Origin of the sequence: Pseudomonas mucoides (assembly GCF_015461845.1) — a bacterium.
GTDB classification, from domain to species: Bacteria; Pseudomonadota; Gammaproteobacteria; order Pseudomonadales; family Pseudomonadaceae; genus Aquipseudomonas; species Aquipseudomonas mucoides.
Window position 1 is genome coordinate 1,239,553 of sequence record NZ_JACOPW010000001.1, and the last position, 19,392, is coordinate 1,258,944.

14 protein-coding genes are annotated in these 19,392 nt (G+C 61.0%); all 14 read right to left on the minus strand.

All coding sequences use genetic code 11. From position 1 onward, the window contains the following. Positions 1-106: 106 nt before the first annotated feature. Positions 107-1,159 carry a pseudaminic acid synthase gene (pseI, locus tag H8F22_RS05885; protein ID WP_027922343.1) on the minus strand — a complete coding sequence of 351 codons (1,053 nt, stop codon included), beginning with the start codon at positions 1,157-1,159 and terminating at the stop codon, positions 107-109. Continuing rightward, entirely contained in the window at positions 1,152-2,657 is a 1,506-nt protein-coding gene (pseG, locus tag H8F22_RS05890) for a UDP-2,4-diacetamido-2,4,6-trideoxy-beta-L-altropyranose hydrolase (protein ID WP_194939831.1), read from the minus strand. Before pseG ends, pseI begins: the two co-directional genes overlap by 8 nt. After that, a complete protein-coding gene (pseF, locus tag H8F22_RS05895) occupies positions 2,654-3,349 on the minus strand; it encodes a pseudaminic acid cytidylyltransferase (protein ID WP_027922341.1) in 696 nt (231 codons plus the stop codon). The genes pseG and pseF overlap by 4 nt, the downstream gene beginning before the upstream one ends. A gap of 4 nt (positions 3,350-3,353) precedes the next feature. Next, a complete protein-coding gene (gene pseC / locus H8F22_RS05900) occupies positions 3,354-4,517 on the minus strand; it encodes a UDP-4-amino-4,6-dideoxy-N-acetyl-beta-L-altrosamine transaminase (RefSeq protein ID WP_027922340.1) in 1,164 nt (387 codons plus the stop codon). After that, complete coding sequence (gene pseB, locus H8F22_RS05905) at positions 4,514-5,515, minus strand: UDP-N-acetylglucosamine 4,6-dehydratase (inverting) (protein WP_027922339.1); 1,002 nt, start codon at positions 5,513-5,515, stop codon at positions 4,514-4,516. Before pseB ends, pseC begins: the two co-directional genes overlap by 4 nt. A gap of 30 nt (positions 5,516-5,545) precedes the next feature. Continuing rightward, complete coding sequence (locus tag H8F22_RS05910) at positions 5,546-8,479, minus strand: TIGR00180 family glycosyltransferase (RefSeq protein WP_194939832.1); 2,934 nt, start codon at positions 8,477-8,479, stop codon at positions 5,546-5,548. A 56-nt stretch (positions 8,480-8,535) separates the two neighbouring features. Continuing rightward, positions 8,536-9,273, minus strand: a complete 738-nt coding sequence (locus H8F22_RS05915; RefSeq protein WP_027922337.1) for a cephalosporin hydroxylase family protein — start codon at positions 9,271-9,273, stop codon at positions 8,536-8,538. Positions 9,274-9,290: 17 nt separating this feature from the next. Beyond that, positions 9,291-10,361 carry a class I SAM-dependent methyltransferase gene (locus H8F22_RS05920; RefSeq protein WP_027922336.1) on the minus strand — a complete coding sequence of 357 codons (1,071 nt, stop codon included), beginning with the start codon at positions 10,359-10,361 and terminating at the stop codon, positions 9,291-9,293. Beyond that, the gene (locus tag H8F22_RS05925; RefSeq protein WP_059181386.1) at positions 10,351-11,208 is read right to left on the minus strand and encodes an NAD-dependent epimerase/dehydratase family protein; all 858 of its coding nucleotides are present in this window, start codon (positions 11,206-11,208) and stop codon (positions 10,351-10,353) included. The genes H8F22_RS05920 and H8F22_RS05925 overlap by 11 nt, the downstream gene beginning before the upstream one ends. Further along, positions 11,205-12,431 carry a class I SAM-dependent methyltransferase gene (locus tag H8F22_RS05930; protein ID WP_194939833.1) on the minus strand — a complete coding sequence of 409 codons (1,227 nt, stop codon included), beginning with the start codon at positions 12,429-12,431 and terminating at the stop codon, positions 11,205-11,207. Before H8F22_RS05930 ends, H8F22_RS05925 begins: the two co-directional genes overlap by 4 nt. Beyond that, entirely contained in the window at positions 12,428-12,988 is a 561-nt protein-coding gene (locus tag H8F22_RS05935) for a dTDP-4-dehydrorhamnose 3,5-epimerase family protein (RefSeq protein ID WP_194939834.1), read from the minus strand. Before H8F22_RS05935 ends, H8F22_RS05930 begins: the two co-directional genes overlap by 4 nt. Next, positions 12,985-14,067 (minus strand): CDP-glucose 4,6-dehydratase, encoded by a 1,083-nt coding sequence (gene rfbG, locus H8F22_RS05940; protein ID WP_194939835.1) that lies wholly within the window; start codon positions 14,065-14,067, stop codon positions 12,985-12,987. The genes H8F22_RS05935 and rfbG overlap by 4 nt, the downstream gene beginning before the upstream one ends. Continuing rightward, positions 14,049-14,822, minus strand: coding sequence for a glucose-1-phosphate cytidylyltransferase (rfbF, locus tag H8F22_RS05945; protein WP_027922331.1), 774 nt, complete (start codon positions 14,820-14,822; stop codon positions 14,049-14,051). The genes rfbG and rfbF overlap by 19 nt, the downstream gene beginning before the upstream one ends. A gap of 987 nt (positions 14,823-15,809) precedes the next feature. Further along, positions 15,810-19,382 carry a glycosyltransferase gene (locus tag H8F22_RS05950; protein WP_194939836.1) on the minus strand — a complete coding sequence of 1,191 codons (3,573 nt, stop codon included), beginning with the start codon at positions 19,380-19,382 and terminating at the stop codon, positions 15,810-15,812. Positions 19,383-19,392: the final 10 nt, after the last annotated feature.

The window sequence follows — 19,392 nt, forward strand, 5'->3', positions numbered from 1 at the left end:
GGCCAGAAACAGGCCAGGCGCCACCTTCCCGATTTATACAATACAGTGAAGATGCGCGTTATGACTCACAGGTCACTCTATTTTGCCGAATCAAGCCGATAAGGTGTTATTCGACCAAGGACCAGTCCAGCGGGGTTCCACGCGTGATAGCGTGGCGGGCGCGGCGGCCCAGAAGGGTTTCAGCGTGCTTGGGGGCCAGGCCCAGCCCCGGACGGATGGCGCGCAGATTGGCCGTGGTGAAGGGCTCGCCGGCGGCCATGTCCTGGGTGACATAGAGCGAGCGACGGTAAACAAGGGATTTGCGCTCGGCTTCTGTCACGCCGTAATGCACCTGGCCCATCGCCTGCCAGGCACGCTCAGTCTCGACGACCAGACTGGCCAGCTCCGCCGGTTCCAGCGAAAAACTGGCATCCACGCCACCGGCCGCGCGGTCGAGGGTGAAGTGCTTCTCCACCACCGTCGCCCCCAGCGCCACCGCGGCCACGGAAACGCCAACCCCCATGGAGTGATCGGACAAACCGACCTGGCAACCGAACAATTCACGCAGATGGGGAATCGTTCGCACATTGCTGTTGGCCGGAGTCGCGGGATAGGTGCTGGTGCACTTGAGCAGCACCAGGTCCTTGCAACCGGCCTCACGGGCCGCGCGCACGGTTTCATCGAGCTCGGCGATGCTGGCCATGCCGGTGGAAATGATCAACGGCTTGCCCGTGCCGGCGACCCGGCGAATCAGCGGCAAGTCGGTGTTCTCGAAACTGGCGATCTTGTAAGCCGGCACGTCGAGGCTTTCGAGGAAGTCGACGGCGCTGTCATCGAACGGTGTGGAGAATGCCAGCATCCCCAGTTCCTTGGCCCGGGCAAAAATCGGTGCATGCCACTCCCACGGTGTATGCGCTTTTTCGTACAAGGCATACAGCGATGTGCCCGCCCACAGACTGTTGGGGTCCTTGATGAAGAACTCACCTTCGGACAGGTCCAGGGTCATGGTCTCGGCCGTGTAGGTTTGCAGTTTCAAGGCGTGGGCGCCGGCCTTGGCCGCCGCTTCGACGATTTGCAGCGCCATGTCCAGCGACTGGTTATGGTTGCCACTCATCTCGGCGATGATGAAGGGCGGCGCGTCAGCACCGATCAAGCGGTTGCCGATCTTGAAACTAGTCATTGCGGTGATCCTTCAATACGCGCGTGAACGCGCAGGCACTCTGAGTGAAACCGGCTTCGCGAAAGACCTTCAGCGACGGCTGGTTGGACGGCAAAACCTGAGCAGTGATGGCGGTCAGTTGTGGCCAATGACGGGTGACGAAGGCCTCGCCCCGCGCCAGCAGCGCCCTGCCCCAGCCCAGCCCGAAACGGCCTTCGAACAGATAAATCGACACTTCGGCTTCAACGCCACGCCGGTCATAACGCAGCACACCGACCGGGCCATCATCCGCCTCGGCGATCAATAACAAGCGCTGGTCATTGCTCAGGCTGGCGGTCAGCCAGTTTTGATGGGCTTGCCGGTCAATGACACCGGTCTCCAGCGACCAGCGCCGCACGGCCTGCGCATTGCGCCCCTCGAACAACAACGTCGAATCGCCCAGGGTCGCCGGGCGTATCTGTAAAACCGCACCGGCCAATGCCGCCGCCACACGCTGCGCGCCACGGCCATCGACCCATTGCCGGGAGCGTTCGGCGAGGCTCTGGCGCAAGCCCTGATTGTCCGCGACAAATCCCACGGCCTGACGCAGCTGTTCAACACAGACCTGCTCACGCGGCCCCAGGTAGACATGGGCCCCCGCTGCCGCCATGACTTCGCCATTGGCCTGCTGATTATTCGACACGGCGATGCAAATCGTCGGTAGCCCCAGCGCCGCCCGCTCCCAGCTGGTACCGCCACCGGCACCGACAAACAAGTCGGCCTCGGTCATCAACCGGTAGAAGTCGCTGACAAAACTGTGCAAACGCCAGTTTGGACGATCTGCCGCCAACGCCTGCATCTGTTCCCAGGCCGGATTATCGGCACCGGCCACAAAATCGACGTCCAGCTCATGGAAGTCCGCCATCGCCAACATCGCATGATGCGTCTGCATTGCCGCATCGAAACCACCGAAATTCACCAGCACCCGCTTGGCCCGGGGTTTGATCTCGATGGCCGCGCAGTTGAACTCATCACGCAGCATCGCAAAACGCGGGCCGAGCAAGGTCTGGCAACCCCGCGGCAGCAGCGAGGCATAAGCCTCAGGTGTACCGGACAGGTTCTGATTGAGCAGCAGATCGACGCTATAGGTGCGCGTCGCAAGGTCATCCACCGCTGCGATCCGGGGTGCCCAGCGTCGGGCTGCGGTTTGCCAGTGATGATCGAGGCCATAGTGGTCGACAATGATCCAGTCGAACGCCGGCTGGTCTTCCAGCACCTGTGCCAATGCGTCGATGTCCGCTTGCCACGGCAGCATCGATTCGATGGCTTGTTGCGGATCTTCATCAGGATAACGATCCGGCAGCGCAAAGGTTTCGAAGCCCTCACCCGCCAAAGCATCCAGTCGATGGCCCGGCAGCAGACGACAGGCAAACGCCACGTGCGAACCCTGCTTGCGCAAGGTTCTGGCCAGTGGCAACAGGCGCGCGATATGGCCGCTGCCAATCGTCGGCGAAGCGTCGGAACGAATCAGCACTCTCATTGCACTTCACCGCCGGCTTTCAATGCCGCGTACAGATATTCGGCACGCTTCCAGTCTTCAACGGTGTCGATGTCTTGCACCAGATACCGCGGCAAAATCACTGGCAGGCTCGCCGGGGAAAACAGTACATCGCCGCGCAACCAGGCTTCGCGACGCCCCCAGTAAAACTGGCCGGCGTCCTGAAAGGCTTCGGGCAAATCCTGGGAACGGGTCGTGCGAAATTCCGGGTAAAGCGAGGTCAAGGCGCCCTCTTCGTCGAGGGTCAAGGCACGCTGCACGGGGAAGCCGAAACCGGCGACGGAAAATGCAAACGATTTGTCTGGATGCCGCTTGAGCAATTCCAGCCCCTGGCGCAGATACCGCGCTTGCAACAGCGGCGCGGTCGCATAGACGCAGCAGGCAAAGTCGAACGCCGGCAGTTCATTCAAGGCATGTACCATCACCGCCGCCGTGCCGGTGAAATCATCCGCCAACGACGCCGGACGCATGAACGGCACGTGAGCCCCATGCGCCCGGGCAACCTCGGCAATTTCTTCATCGTCGGTGCTGACAACCACCTGATCGAACAGCGCTGAATCCAGCGCCGTACGAATCGAGCGAACGATCATCGGCACGCCGTCGAACGGCTTGAGGTTCTTGCGGGGAATACGCTTGCTGCCACCTCGGGCCGGAATGATCGCAACGCTGCTCAAGGTACTACTCCTCAAGGACCAGCCGTCGCAACTGCTCGACCACGTAATCCTGTTGTTCATCGCTCAGTAAAGGAAACAGCGGCAGGCTGATGGCCTCGGCGTAGTAACGCTCCGCTTGCGGGAAGTCCCCCTCGGAAAATCCCAGGTCACGATAATACGGCTGCAAATGCACCGGAATATAGTGCAGGTTCACCCCGACCCCGGCGGCTCGCAAGCCTTCGAACACCTGCCGATGACTGAGGTTGATGCGCTCCGTCTGCAGGCGCACCACGTACAGGTGCCATGCCGATTCGGCCTCGGGCTGAATGCTCGGCAGGGTCACCGGCAAGTACGCCAGCAACCGCTCATAACGCGCCACCAGTTCACGACGACGGTCGATAAACCCGTCAAGTTTACCCAGCTGTGACAACCCAAGGGCTGCTTGCAGGTCAGTGATGCGGTAATTGAAGCCCAGCTCCACTTGCTGGTAATACCATGGACCGTGGCTGGGTTCGGTCATGTGCTGCGGATCGCGGGTCATGCCGTGGCTGCGCAGACGTTGCAAGCGTTCAGCCAGCTGCGGGCGATTGGTCAGCACCATGCCACCTTCGGCACTGGTGATGATCTTGACCGGGTGGAAACTGAACACCGTCATGGCGGCGAATTCGCCACAGCCCACCGGGCGACCGGCGTAGGAGGCGCCAACCGCATGGGATGCGTCTTCGATGACCGTGAAGCCATAGCGCTCGGCCAGTTCGGCGATCATGCGCATGTCACAGCTTTGTCCGGAAAAGGCCACCGCCACCAGCACTTTGGGCAGCGTGCCGCTGTCTTCGGCTGCTTCCAGCTTTGCTTTCAGGGCATAGGCATCGAGGTTCCAGGTCAACGGATCGATGTCGACGAAATCCACGTCGGCACCGCAATAACGACCACAGTTGGCCGAGGCCAAAAAGGTGTTCGGCGTGGTCCACAAACGATCGCCCGGCCCAAGCCCCGCCGCCAGGCAAGCGATGTGCAGCGCCGCCGTGGCGTTGCACACCGCCACCGCGAAACCGGCCTGGCAACGTTCGGCCATGGCCTGTTCGAAACGCTCGATGGTCGGCCCTTGCGTGAGCCAGTCAGACTGCAACACGGCAACCACCGCATCGATGTCTGCCTGATCGAGGCTTTGCCGACCGTAAGGAATCATGCCGACAACTCGGCGTGCAGGTCTGCGATCTGACCCACCGACAGGAAGTGCGGGTTGGTGTCGGAGCGGTATTCGAAGTCCTCGCTCACGGCATTCCCCTGTTCGCCCAGATTGTCCACGGCAAAATCCACGTCGACACTGGTGAAGCGGATCGACGGCTGAATCGTGTAGTGATCGGCGAACTCCAGGGTCATCCGCGCGTCGTCCAGCGGCACCATCAATTCATGGAGTTTTTCGCCCGGGCGAATCCCGACGTTCTTGTGCGGCAGGTGTTCAGCCATGCCCTGCGCCAGATCAACGATGCGAATCGATGGAATCTTCGGCACAAACACTTCACCGCCGTGCATGCGCGCAAAGCTGTCGAGCACGAATTGCACGCCGTGATCGAGGGTGATCCAGAAACGCGTCATGCGTTCATCGGTGATCGGCAGTTCAGTGGCGCCTTCACGGATCAGCTTGCTGAAGAACGGCACCACCGAGCCCCGCGAACCGGCCACGTTGCCGTAGCGGACCACGGCAAAGCGCGTTTGCTGTTCACCGGCAATGTTGTTGGCAGCGACAAACAGTTTGTCCGACAGCAACTTGGTCGCGCCGTACAGGTTGATCGGGCTGGCGGCCTTGTCGGTGGACAGCGCGACGACTTTTTTCACACCGTTGTCGATGGCCGCGGCGATGATGTTCTCGGCGCCATTGACGTTGGTACGAATACATTCAGTCGGGTTGTATTCCGCCGCCGGCACTTGCTTCAGGGCGGCGGCATGCACCACGTAATCGATACCGCGCATGGCCTGGCGCAAACGCTCGGCGTCGCGCACATCACCCAAAAAGTAACGCATGCACGGGGCATTGAACGTCTGCTGCATTTCGTACTGCTTGAGCTCATCGCGCGAGAACACGACGACGCGTTTTGGCTGGTATTGCTCCAGCAGCCGACGAATGAAGTTGCGCCCGAACGAGCCGGTGCCGCCGGAGATGAAAATCGATTTACCGTTAAACATGCCTTGAGTCCTTGTACCTGTCAGCCAGGCTTAAGCGAGCAACTGCGTCCAGTTCACACTGGAGGCTGCGCCGAGGGTAAAGCCCTTGCCGGTCAAGGCCAGGTTCTGGTTGTACGCCGCGTCTTGAGCGAAGCGCGCGCGCCACTTGTCTTGCAGGGCCGCGGCCGTTTGCGGTGCATCCGGCAACAGGCCCGGGTGCAGCATCTGCGCTTGCGGGCACCAGACGATCAGGTAACCGGCGTCGGCGGCTTTCAGGCACAGGTCGATGTCAGCAAACGCTTCGTCGAAATGCTCTTCGTCCAGACCGCCTACGGCCTCGTACAGCTCCTTGCGCACCATCATGCAAGCGCCGGACACTGCCGAGTAGTTCTGTTCAACCTGGTGACCGTTCATGTAGCCCTTGGCATCTTTGCGCTCATCGACAAACACCGAACCGACCACGCCGTTGAAGCCCAGTACCAGACCTGCTTGTGTGGTCGCTCCACGGAAGTTCATCAGCTTGCCGCCGACAATCCCGACTTCCGGACGCTGGGCCTGATTGAGCAGGCTGTCGAGCCAGTTGGAATTGACCACTTCAGCTTCGGCCGACATCAACACCACGTAGGCGCCCTTGGCTTCACTGACCGCAAAGTTATGCAGCGCCGAGGCGCTCAAGCGTTTACCGGTGCGCAGGACGCGCAGGCGATCGCCCTTGCCTTCCAGGCTGGTCAGCCAGGTCGCCAGTTCTTCGGACTGGCTGTGGTTATCGGCGATCAGGATTTCATGCTGCTGGTAACGGGTACGTTGCAGCACGCTGACCACCGCGCGTTGCAGGTGCTCCAGATTGTCCTGACTGTGCAGGATGATCGAGACCTTTGGCCGCGCGGCATGCTGGTAATCGATCTGCCAGGTTTGAGGCAGCCCGGAGCTGACCTGACCGCGATAGCCGCGGGCGGTCAGGTGACGGGTCAGGGTTTGACGCTCGTGAGGGTTTTCCTCGACGGACGCCGCGTTGCAGATCAGCAGCGGCTCGGCCAGATGCGCCAGGCCACCCAGGCCCCCGTCTTCGATCAGACGCAGCAACAGGTCGAACTCCAGCGCCGACAGGTATTCAGCCGAGTAGCCTCCCGCGTTCACCAATACGTCACGCTGGATCAGCCAGTGGCGGGCCATCAGCGACGGCACGGTTTGCAGCAGATCAAGGTTGACGCCCGGACGGAACACATCCGCCAGTGAGCCGTTTTCCTGACGCTGGATTTCATCCATCGCCACAGCACGAATGCCTTCGGCGCCCATCAGTTCGAGGCTGGCGCGCAGCAGACCGCTGGCGGTGAACTGATCACCGGCCTCAGCCAGTACCAGCCAGTCGGCGGTGGACTGGTTGACGCTCTGGTTGATGCGCTCGACGTAATTGGTGGCGGTGACTTTGACGAAATGCACGGTGTCACGCGGTGTGGTGGTCGCCGGCAAATCACCGGTGGTGAACACCACGACCTTGAACGCCTTGCAATTACCAGCGACCAGGCTGTCGAAGGTGGCCTGCAACTTGACCATGTCGGCGTCGAGGTCCAACAGCATGATGCCGAACTGCGGGCCGCCATTGCGTTTACGCAGCTGCGCCTCAATCACCTTGAGCTGCTTGGCATCCGGGTTGCGGGCATCGAGCCAGTTCAGCAAGCGCCCGGACGGCATGTTCTCGAACAACGATTGCTCGTCCTGTGCCGGCACCGACGCCAGGCGTTCGGCCCAGGCTTGCAGCTTGAGGCCTTCTTCGGGCTCATCGGAATCCTTCAACGACTCGACCAGACGCGACACCACCGTGCGGTTGAACGCATACAGGCTCAGGGCTTCCCACAAACGGCTGCGCAACGTGCGCTCGTTGTCGTTGGGGTGCACGCGCATCAGCTCATGTTGCTTGAGCAAGAGGCCTTCCAGTTCCTGCAGCTGCAACTTGCCGGCCGGCATGGTGTGCAGCAGGAATTCGAACTCGGTCAGCAAATCGAAAACCGGCTGGTTGTAGAACGGCATCTCGACAAACTGCATCTGACCAAACAGACGCGAAGGGTCGTTGCCTGCCTGTAGCCAGGTCGAGGTGAAAATCATCGTGCCCTGCAACGAACGCATGTTGGTCAGGCAGTCGGCCATGGTGGCGAAACTGTCCAGCGCCACCTGCTTGCCTTCGGCCAGTGTCTTGTGGGACATGCCGGTCGGCAACGACGCCAGAAACTCGGCAAAGCGCTCGCGATCGGCCACGGTTTTTGCGTCCTTGAGCGTCAACACCGTCAGCACGTTGGTGTTGTGCTCCGAGGCACCGTAAGGGATTTCCCGCACGGCGAACGGGATCGGCAAGATCCGCGCCTTGGCGCGCGCGAGCATGTAATAGGCATGGCCGATTTCCTGCCATTCGAAGCTGGTGCCCGGCAGCAACGCGTTGTGCCAGTCCTGCAGCAACTCGGTACGGCTGACCGCGTAGAACGGCGGCAGGAAGTGCCCCATGAATTGCGTCAGGCGTTCTTCGGCCGACTCCGAGCAATAGTCCTCCGGGCCCTTGCGGTCGCGGCGGAAGTAATTCACTTCCGTGGCGCGCGCCAGGTACATGATCCCGTAGCCGTGGCACATGCCGTAGTCGGCGTTGTCTTCGAGAAACTCCAGCGACTCGGTGACCGCATCGTGCAGCAGGAAATCGTCATCGGCGGCCAGCACCATGTACGGCGTGGTCACCTGATTCACGCCATAGGCGAGTTTGTCCTGCAACCCGGTGTAGGTGAATTGCGGCAGGTGCCGGTAATCGACCATCGGGTAATCACGGGCGATGTTCTCGTCGCTTTTCAGCGAAGAGTCCAGGACCAGAATCGTGCAGGGATAGCTGCTGTAATACTGCAAGGTGCGCCGCAGGTAGGCGTTGCGGTTGTGGGAAATCACCACCACCGTCAACCGTTCATTCAGCGGTGCCACATCGTTTCGAGCAGTGTTTTGAACGCGCATATTTCTATCCCCACAACCGGCCAGAAGCCGAGAACCTACATTCAATTCAAAAGTGATTAACGAACGCGACGCAGATAGCCATCCGGCGCCACGGTGATCAGCAGCTTGTTCTGCAACTGACGGTCGATTTCGAAGTCAGCGTTTTCTTCCAGGTATTTCCACACGGCGGTCTTCGGGTTGTCGCCCGGGCCCCATGGACGATCCGGGAAGAAATCGGCCGGCATGTCCTCAACCACGGTGTCCATGACCACGCAATAGCTGTCTACCGACACCAGCGGTGCGTACAGACGCAGCTCTTCCAGTACGTGATCGTGGGTGTGGTTGGAGTCGAGTACGAGGATGACTTTCTTGCCTTCGGCGGCAGCGCGGACTTGTGCGGCGATCGCCTCGTCGATGCTCGAGCCTTCGATCATTTTGATGCGCTTGCTCATCGGGTGGCTTTCGATGGCTTCGCGGTTGTGCGGGCGAATGTCGAGGTCGATGCCCAGCACTTCGCCGTGGCCTTGCAGCTCCAGCAACGAGGCGTAGTAGATGATCGAACCGCCGTGGGCGATGCCGCATTCAATCACCAGGTCGGGTTTGACCTGCCAGATGATTTCCTGCATCGCCATCATGTCTTGCGGCAGCTGGATGATCGGACGGCCCATCCACGAGAAGTGGTAGCTGTACTTGTGCTTGGCCGACTGGTTGAAGAAATCCTGGGCCAGACCGGTGAGTTTCTGGTCGTCGCCCTGAGCGGCGATTTGTTCTGCGCACTCGGCTTCGAAGGCTTTATTGATGGTGTTGTCAGTCATTTTTCTAATCTCAATAGTCACTGGAACGAAGCGCTGTCGACGGCGTGATAGACGTAGCGTCCATCGGTCATCCGCTTGATTTCTTCGAGGTAGTTGGAATTCATTACAAACAGGTGGGCGCCTTCGGGCAGCGCGTCCATGGCCTCTTGCGGCGAGGACACACGCACGCCGCTCAGGGGCAGATAACGGCCCTGCTTCGCCGGGTTGATGTCGACCACGCGATCCACTGCCACACCGGCCCTTTGCAGGAACAGCGAATAGATCACGCCTTTGGACGATGCGCCCCAGATCGCCGAACCGTGCTCGGGTGCGTCCTGGATAATCTGTACCGCACGCGCAAGGCTTGCGGTGAAACCGTCAGGCAGCGCCAGGCGTGGCACCGGTTGTTCCGGGGTCAGGCGCAAGGTCGCCAGGTCGGCAACGATGTACAGGTACTGGCCGCCGAACAGGTGCCCGGCCTCGTGCACGGTGCCGAACATCCGGCGCAGGTCATCGAGGCGGAAGTAATTGACGTGCTCGTAGAACAGGTCGAACCAGGCTTTGTGCTCGAGGATCCAGTCGAAGCACGGCACTTCGATGTAGATCTGCCCGCCCTGATTGGCGTCGGCGATCTCGGCAAGAAAACTCACCGGGTCCTGAATGTGTTCCAGCACATGGCGCAGCACGATGGCATCCGCCGCCAGGCCTAGGCCACGGGTGAACGGTGCTTTGATCACGTCGGCATTGTCGCCTTCGTAGGCCGGGTCGATGCCGGTGATGGCGTAACCCAGCCCTTTGAGCAGTTCGAGGAAGTAGCCCTTGCCGCAGCCGACTTCGATCAGTTCCCGGCCCTTGAAGTGGCGGGCAATGATGCCTTCGACATCGCCCAGGTGCTTCTGGAACTGGCCCGAATGCGCCTGCTCGTTCTGGTAGTCGGCGTCGTAGCTGAGCTTGTCGGCATCGAAGGCCTGGTTGAAGATCAACCCGCTCTTTTCATCCTGTACCAGGACCATGTCGGCACACGCCGAAGCCTTGGCCGACGCGGGGTCGGCAAAGGTGCGGTTTTGCAACACCGGCAGGTCGGCGACCCGATACAACTCATGCCTCATGCTCTGCTCCCAGTAGCTGTTGCAAACGGTCCGCCACGCCCCAGAACGCCATCGGTTCGTGGGTCGGGTATGGGTAGTGACCGAGGTTCAAATGGATCGACGCGCCGCGCTCACGCAGCCGCTGTTCGACCAGCGCCCGCACCGAAACCGGCTGGCCGCTGGCGCAATTGATCACGCCATCGAATTCACGCTGTTGCACGATGGCGGCGAGGTAACCGGCCGCGGTTTCAATCGCCAGGTAGTCACGCAATTGCTCACCGGCCGACATGTTGAAGCTGTCATCGCCAGCGTCGATGGCGCGGTCAAGCGCGGCGAGCAAACTGTTCGGGTTTTGCCCTTCGCCATGCAGGTAAAACAACCGCGCCCATTGCAGGGTGAACGGTTGAACCTGCTGCAGGTTTTGCAGAAACAGGCGCAGTGTATTTTTTGCCAACCCGTACGGATTGCTCGGCTGCGGCGCGGTGTGCTCGCTGAGCGGACCGCTTTGCATGCCGTATTCGAAACAGGTGCCAGTGACCAAGACTTGGGAGACGCCCGCCTCGACCGCGCCCTTGATGAACCGGTAGTCGGCCATCAAGTTGTGTTCGAAGTGGAACAGCGCCCGATAGTTCGGCAACCCTGGCCAGGCCAGATGCACCAGCGCGTCGACGCCATCGGTCAATGCGGCGATGTTCAGATCCTCGGCGTGAATATCCGTCGCAACGAATTCCACGGCATTGATCCACGGCATGGTCGCGGCAGTCTCGGCATTGCGCGCCACGGCGCGGACTTCGCAGCCACGGGCGAGCAAGGCGTCGACCAGATGACGGCCGACAAACCCGGTGGCGCCGGTCACGAGCACTTTCACAGCACGGTCAACTCAGGCACGGCGATCACGAAACGGCCATCCCACTGACGCACCTGCGCCAGTTGCTGACTGACTTCGGTCAGCAGGTTCCACGGCAGCACCAGGACGTAATCGGGTTTCTCGAGGTCGATCTGTGCCGGCGAGACAATCGGAATGCGACTGCCCGGCAAATACTTGCCCTGCTTGTGCGGGTTGGCATCGGCCACCCACGCCAGCAAATCCGGTTTGACTCCGGCGTAGTTGAGCAAGGTGTTGCCCTTGGCCGCCGCGCCGTAACCGACCACACGCTTGCCGTCGGCCTTGGCCTGCAGCAGGAAGCGCAGCAGTTCGTGTTTGATCCGTTCGGCAGCGGGTGCGAGGGTCGCGTAGTACTTGGTGGTTTTTACCCCGGCGGCGAGTTCGGCCTGCAACTGCTGTTGAACGGCTGGTTGTACCGGACGACGTACACCATCGGCACGCTGGACGAAAACCCGCAGCGAACCGCCATGGGTCGACAGCTGACTGACGTCGAACACTTCTAGTCCATTGCGCTCGCACAAGGTCTGCACGGCGGTCAGCGACAGGTAGGAATAATGCTCGTGATACAGCGTGTCGAACTGCTGGCCGGCCATCAACGTCAGCAGTTGCGGAAACTCGAACGTCGCCACCCCGGTCGGCTTGAGCAGGGTCGCAAAACCACCGAGGAAATCATTGATGTCCGGAACGTGGGCCAACACGTTGTTGGCAGCCATCAGGTCGGCGGACCAGCCTTCGCTGACCAATTGCGCGGCGGTATCGCGACCGAAAAACAGTTCACGAATCTCCAGGCCTTTGTCCCGCGCCGCTTGTGCGGTGCTGCGGGTCGGCTCGACGCCCAGGCACGGAATGCCGCGTCCGGCGACGTACTGCAACAGGTAACCGTCGTTGGCAGCGATTTCCACCACGCGGCTGTCAGCGGTCAGGCCGAAGCGCTCGGTCATCTCGGCGACGTAACGCTCGGCATGGGCCAGCCAGGTGCTGGAGAACGAACTGAAATACGCATACTCGGCGTCGAACAGGCTGTCGGCGCTGGTGTAATCCTCGGTCTGCACCAGCCAGCATTGCTGACACACCGCCACCTTGAGCGGCACCCATTGCTCGGTTTGCTCCAGCTGATCGGCGCGCACATAAGCGTTGGACGGCGGCGAGGTGCCGAGGTCGATCAGCGGCAAGGCCAGGGAAGTCCCGCAACCACGGCAATTCATACACGCACTCCAGCGAAGTGGTCATCAAGCAAGGGATGGCTGGAATCCCGCGCCGACAGATTATTGACAGGCAACGGCCAGGCAATCGCCAGCCGTGGATCGTTCACGCTCAAACCACCCTCATGCACTGGCGTGTAATCCGCGCTGTGCAGGTAGAGCAATTCGGCATCGTCGCTCAGGGCCTGGAAACCGTGGGCGAAGCCGGCCGGGATCAGCAGGCTGCGACCGTCACCGGCGCGCAGGTACTCGGCGTGCCAGTGCAGGAAGGTCGCGGAATCGGGGCGCAAATCCACCGCTACGTCCCAGACTTCGCCGCGCAGGCAGGTGATCAATTTGGCTTCCGGCGCGCTCGCGTTTTGATAATGCAGGCCACGCACACTGCCCCGCTCACGGGTGCAGGAATGGTTGATCTGACGGATATGAAACGGCTCGCCGAAGGCGCTCAGGCTGCCTTCACAGAACAGACGGGCGAAGTGTCCGCGCTCATCCTCGAAGCGTTTGTGCTGCACGCTGAACAGACCGGCCAGCGGCAATGGCGTTATCGAAAACTCGCTCACAACGCGCCTCGGTACAGGTTCAACTGGCCCAAAGTGATGGCGCGCATGTCGTCGCCGTTTTGCCAGGCCAGGTGCCAATCCAGCGTCTGGGTCAGGCACTGTTGCAACGACCAGCGCGGCTGCCACGCCAACAGTTGACGGGCGCGGCTGCTGTCCAGGCGCAACAGGCCGGCTTCATGCAACTCACTCGGTTCGATGCGCAGGCCACGGGCTTGTGGCCAGCGGTTGGCGAGCAATTCGACGACTTCGCCGACGCTGCACATGTCCGCTTCACTCGGGCCGAAGTTCCACGCACCGGCAAACTCGGGGCCTTGTTCATACAGGCCGGCCGCCAGTTGCAGGTAACCGGCCAGCGGTTCCAGCGCGTGCTGCCACGGGCGCACGGCTTGCGGGTAACGCAGGGTCACCGGTTCGTCGGCGGACCAGGCCTTGAGCACATCGGGAATCAACCGCTCAGGTGCAAAATCACCGCCACCCAGTACGTTGCCGGCACGGGCGGTGGCCAGGGCCAGACCGTGCTCGGCGTACTTTTCAGCCGGGAAGAACGACGCCGCGTAAGACTGCGCCAGCAACTCGCAGCAGGCTTTGCTGCTGCTGTACGGGTCGTGGCCACCGAGGGCTTCGTTTTCGCGGTACGGCCACAGCCATTCCTGATTGGCGTAAACCTTGTCGGTGGTCACCAGCACGCAGGCGCGCACGCCGCCGACCTGGCGGATGGCTTCGAGCAGATTGAGGGTGCCCATGACGTTGCTGGAATAAGTCCCCAACGGGTCGCGATAACCTTCACGCACCAACGGCTGGGCCGCCAGGTGCAAGACGATTTCCGGCTGGATCTCGGCGATCAGCTCCAGCAATGCGCCGAGGTCACGCAAATCGCCGCGCTGATCGTTGATGCCTTCGTGCACGCGCGCCAGTTCAAACAGGCTCGGTTCGGTGGACGGGTCCAGCGAAAAACCGCTGACCTTGGCACCGAGGCTTTGCAGCCACAACGTCAACCAACTGCCCTTGAAGCCGGTATGGCCGGTCAGCAGAACCCGCTTGCCGCGCCAGAACTCCTGACTCAGTCCCATTGCTTCCATGGGGCCTCCCCGCTCAGCCACAGCTGCTCAAGGTGGTTTTTGTCGCGCAGGGTGTCCATCGGGTGCCAGAAGCCGTCGTGCTGGAACGCTTGCAACTGTTGCTCGTTGGCCAGCGCGGCCAATGGCTCGGCTTCCCAGGAGGTCTGGTCGTCAGCAATGTAGGGCAAGACCTTGGGCGACAGTACGAAGAAGCCGCCATTGATCCAGCCGCCGTCACCGCGTGGTTTTTCAATGAAACCTTTGACGCTGTCACCGTCGCGCTCCAGGGCGCCGTAACGTCCCGGTGGCTGCACGGCGGTCACGGTCGCGAGTTTGCCGTGGCTCAGGTGGAAGTCCACCAACGCGCCAATGTTCAGGTCCGAGACGCCGTCGCCGTAGGTGAAGCAGAACGCTTGTTCGCCTTCCAGGTAACGGGCGGCGCGACGCAGGCGGCCACCGGTCATGGTGTCTTCGCCGGTGTCGATCAGGGTCACGCGCCACGGTTCGCTGTAGTTCTGGTGAACGTCCATGCGGTTGTTGGACATGTCGAACGTGACGTCGGAGGTGTGCAGGAAGTAGTTGGCGAAGAAATCCTTGATCGCGTAGCCCTTGTAGCCAAGGCAGATCACGAAGTCGTGAATGCCGTGGGCGGAGTACTGTTTCATGATGTGCCAAAGAATTGGCTTGCCGCCGATTTCGATCATTGGCTTGGGCTTGAGGTGCGACTCTTCGCTGATCCGCGTACCGAGACCACCCGCCAGAATTACTGCCTTCATCGCTGTCCTCTTGCTCTTCGCGCGGTTTGGCCAGCCCCGCTAGGGTTGGCGAACCGTCAGATGCACATCATTAACCCGCAGCCACTGGGGCCTTCACGCCTGTTGAGGTGAAGGATTTATGGCGATATGTGGGGGACTTGCAGGAAGTGAGCCAATTGCTTGGGGTGGGCGACTGATGGGTTTTGGGTTCTGTGGTTAGGGATTTGCGTGCATATCCATTTCTGCGATAACGGCTGCTGGCGGTTTCGCTCTTACAGCGACTCACTTTTCCAGACGCCGAAAAGTAAGCAAAAGGCTTTGCCCCTCCATTCGGTGCCTCGCTGTGGCTCGGCATGCCCTCACTCCGGCATTGCTCCGGGGGCCCGCCGCCATCGGCCATCCATGGCCGGGGGCGGCTACCGCGGCATCCTTGCCGCGGTGCCCCCTACGCAACGCCTGCGTTCGGCCTCTGGGAAAGGGGCAACAGATCAAGATCAAGATCAACGTCAAAAGCCGAAGCAACGGCAACGACAACGACAACGGCAAGATCAACAGCTTCGCGAGCAAGCCCGCTCCCACAGTTGGACTGGGTGCATCCCAGAGAGATTGGTTGGCTGACAGGACGCCATCGCTGGCAAGCCAGGCTCCGACAATAGATCGGTATACCGCCCTTGCTTCTCACCACTCATCAGGCCGAGCGTTAGCTCGCCTTCAGCTTTTGATCTTGATGCACCGCCCCCTCGAGAGGCCGAGTGGAGGTTCTGCGCAGTGGGCAACCCGGCAAGGATGCCGGGTTAGCCGCCCCCGGCCATGGATGGCCGGTGGCGGCGGGCCCACGGAGCAGGACCGGAGCGAGGGCATGCCGAGCCACAGCGAGGCACCGAACGAAAGGGGCAAACGCGCTTTGGTTACTTTGGTCTGGGCCGGCATTCCGGATTTTCCAAAGTGACTCGCTGTAAGAGCGAAACCAATAGAAGCCGTTACCGAAAAACGGATATGTACACCGAATCAGTCCGGCAACCAACCCCACAACCAGTGCTGAAGATTATCCCCGCGCAACATGAAATCCCGATGCACCGCCTCACGCAACTGATCCCCCATGCGATAACTCGCATCCGGATCCGCCAGGTGCATGCGAATCGCCTGCAACCACTCCTCCGTGCTATTGCTCAGAATCTTGGTGCAAGGCAAAAACCCGTCATACGCACGGGTATCCGTGCAAATCACCGGATACCCACAAGCCCCATACTCCAGCAACCGCAAGTTGCTCTTGCAGTCGTTGAAGATATGAAACTCCAACGGCGCCAACGCCAAATCAAGGTTCAGGCTCGCCAGCTTGTACGGATAACTCTGCAGATCGATCGTGCCATGGAACTCATGAATGTACGGACGCAACGCATCCGGACACATGCCGAAGAACACCCACTCCACCTCATTGGCCAACTCCCGAACCACATCGGCAATGATCTCCAGGTCGCCGGTGTGACTGGTGCCACCACCCCAACCAACCCGTGGCTTTTTCGAGGTACGGCGCTGACTGGTCAACGTCGCCCATGGCTCGGGAGGCAACATGTTCGGCACCACACGAATCTCGCTGTGCATGCTCGACAACACATCAGCCAGTGCCTGGGTAGTCACCACCACGCGATCACACAGACCAATACCCTCACGCAACATCTGCTCAGTGTTGGCCGGCTTGTTGCGGGCGTGGCTGTTCTTTTTCGGCGTGCTGACAATGTAGTCATCCAGCTCGAAAATCCGCAGCGCATTGGAGTACTTCTTCATGCGCAGAATGTCGGCCGCCGAACCTTCGCTGTAGCGCCCCTGCAAAATAATGGTATCCGGCGACAGGCGCTCGATTTCCACCGTCGAAGGCGACTCGTAAGCCACCCGTGAAATGACCCGCCCGGCCGCCTCAAGCTCCGCCAGCGGCGCGGTCACGCGGTAATGCCCGATCGCCGACTCGTTGACCGGCAAGCCGAGAATCAGCGGCAGGTCGCGATGGCAGAACGGATTCCAGTTGTGGCGCAGCGAAGGCTCCAGGCTGAAGCTCGCGACGCCGAGTGTCAGGGCCGGGTTGTACGCCGGATCACGGGAAATCTTCGGCAGCCACTTCAGGTAGAAACTTTCCTGCTCGGCCTGCTGCGCCTGCACATCGACCTGCGTCAGGGCTGGCGCGCTGTCGTCACCGATCATCACGGTCGCGAACGGGGTCCAGACGATCAGGTAACCGTTTTTATCCGCCTTAAGGCACAGGTCAACACCCCCGAGCCCGAGGTTGAATTCAGCCTCATCCAGCTGACCGAGGCTGTCGAACACCTCTTTGCGCACCATCAGGCAATCACTGCTGACCGCACTCCAGTTCTGCGCCACTTGCAGACGCTGCATGTAGCCACGCGAACTGACGTGCTCGCCGATAAACGGCGAAGTCGCAGGCCCGGCCATGCCCAGGATCAAACCGGCGGAAACAATCGCGCCGTTGGCGTTCATCTGCCGTGCGCCAACCACGCCGACTTCCGGACGCTGAGCATGATTGAGCATTTCGGCGAGCCAGTCACCCGCGTAAATCACGCTGCGCGGGTTGAGCGTCAGCAGGTACTCCCCCCGCGCATGGCTGGCAGCGAAGTTGACCAACGCCGCCTCGCCGGTGCACCCGTCAAAACGCAGGACGCGCAGCATCGCGGCGCCCAGTTGAGACATCGCGCCCAGCCACTCGGCCATCGCCGCATCACCGCGTCCTTCATCGACAATCAGGATTTCGTACTCGGTGTACGAGGTCTGCTCGATCAGGCTTTCGGTGCAACGCTGCAAAGCGCCCAGCGAAGAGCCCGCGCCTATGATGATCGAGACCACCGGCCGGTGCGCGTGCAGGTAATCGATGCGCTTGAGCAGCGGCAACTCGCCATCGCGAATCCGGTGTTCAAGACCGATGCGGTCGAGGTGCGCGCTGACGACGGCTTCGCTGCCCTCGATCACCTCAGGCAACGACAGCCAATCGGCGTAGGTCTGCGTCGACTCCACCTGAATCTCTGCAATGTGTTCGATGGTGTGCAACCCGGCCTCTTCCACCAGACGCCAGAGCAAATCATGCGGGGCCAATTCGCCGTGAGCCGAATCGAAACCGCCCACCGCCAAAAAGCGCTGACGCTCGAATGCGAGAGTCCGGCCAACGTAGGGGTAGGAACGCATGAGGTCGAGGTTGAAGCCTGGCTTGAACACTGGCTCGGCGGACTCACCTTCCACCAACGCGCCTTCATCGCTGTAGGCGCAGAGCATGCCCGGCGTACCGGCAATGCGCTCGGCCATCACCAGCAACGACGACACGCGCAAGGTGTCGCCGGCACGCAGCAGGTAGAACCAATGCGCACCTTCCAGTTGCGGTATCACGCCATTGAGCTGGTGCGCCCAGTTGTCCTCAAGCGGCAATTGCAGCACGTTATCGGCGCCATCGAAGTCCGCGTTCGACAGCACCACCACCGCTTGCGGGGCGTACAGTTGCGTGGCGAGGCTGGCCAGCGTGGCGTTCAGGGCGACGCTGTCAGACTCGGTGTCGATGATGATCGGCACCAGGTTCGGACGCATGGCCCAGCGGCTGATCGTACCCGGCATGTGCCGTGTTTCCGCCGGAGTGAATTGGCGGCTCGCCAGCCACTCGCGATAGAACTCGGCGTAGCTGTCGCTGTTTCCGCCCACGCGACCGTTGACCACGGTGTTGCGACTGCCGAGCACGCGCACCACACACAACTCTTCCCACTGGCGCGGCTCTTCAAGGGCCTTTCTCAATTCGACGCAGCGCACCCAGCCCGACGCCGGGGCCGATTCGCCACCGCGCGAGGTCAGCATTTGCATCAGCCATTCCCATTCCTGCACGGCGGCCCGGGTCATTTCCGTGGTCTTGCTCAGGCGTTCCGGGTACAGACGCTCGGTGCTCAGCACGGTGTTCAACACCGCCATGTTGCCGCGGCGCAGCAGGCACACGAACAAGGCGAAATCGAGCATCGCGACAAAACCCGTACCGTCCTGGGTCAGCGCCGGCAACAGTTCCAGCACATCGGCACGGCGCATCAGGGTCGAGCTGAAATTGCCGATGAAGTTCTTCGGCGTGTTCTCGAAAATCGCCAACATGTCATCGCCCTTGAGCAATGCATCAAGGGGCGAAAAACGGCAGTTATCGATGCGGGGCGGCAAGATGAAATTGTTCGCGTCGCTCATCATGCGCAGGCCGCACACCAGGGTGGCCTCGGGATAGTCGATCAGCGCCTGGGCTTGCATCGCGATGCTCGGCGTGAACAGCCGGTCATCATCGCACAGCACTTTGATGAACTCGCCGCGTGCTTCGTTGACGCAACGCAGCACGTTTTTTGACAGGCCCAGACGCTTGGGGTTACGCAGGTAACGAACAGGGTGAGCAGGGTCGGCAAACGATTTGACGATTTTGTGGATCTCGTCAGAAGACGAATCGTCACAGACGACGATTTCAACGTTCTCATAGCTTTGAGCGAGCGAGCTTTCCAGCGCCTGACTGAAGAAGCGCGGGTTGAAGGCGGGGATGACGATGCTGACTAGAGGGCGTTGATTCACGACAGAACTC

Bases quoted from the DNA above. Each gene is read 5' to 3' on its own strand.
- H8F22_RS05920 (WP_027922336.1), bottom strand. From the start codon at position 10,361: ATGAGGCATGAGTTGTATCGGGTCGCCGACCTGCCGGTGTTGCAAAAC.
- H8F22_RS05915 (WP_027922337.1), bottom strand. From the start codon at position 9,273: ATGACTGACAACACCATCAATAAAGCCTTCGAAGCCGAGTGCGCAGAA.
- pseC (WP_027922340.1), bottom strand. From the start codon at position 4,517: ATGATTCCTTACGGTCGGCAAAGCCTCGATCAGGCAGACATCGATGCG.
- pseG (WP_194939831.1), bottom strand. From the start codon at position 2,657: ATGAGAGTGCTGATTCGTTCCGACGCTTCGCCGACGATTGGCAGCGGC.
- H8F22_RS05910 (WP_194939832.1), bottom strand. From the start codon at position 8,479: ATGCGCGTTCAAAACACTGCTCGAAACGATGTGGCACCGCTGAATGAA.
- rfbG (WP_194939835.1), bottom strand. From the start codon at position 14,067: ATGGAAGCAATGGGACTGAGTCAGGAGTTCTGGCGCGGCAAGCGGGTT.
- pseI (WP_027922343.1), bottom strand. From the start codon at position 1,159: ATGACTAGTTTCAAGATCGGCAACCGCTTGATCGGTGCTGACGCGCCG.
- rfbF (WP_027922331.1), bottom strand. From the start codon at position 14,822: ATGAAGGCAGTAATTCTGGCGGGTGGTCTCGGTACGCGGATCAGCGAA.
- H8F22_RS05930 (WP_194939833.1), bottom strand. From the start codon at position 12,431: ATGAATTGCCGTGGTTGCGGGACTTCCCTGGCCTTGCCGCTGATCGAC.
- pseB (WP_027922339.1), bottom strand. From the start codon at position 5,515: ATGTTTAACGGTAAATCGATTTTCATCTCCGGCGGCACCGGCTCGTTC.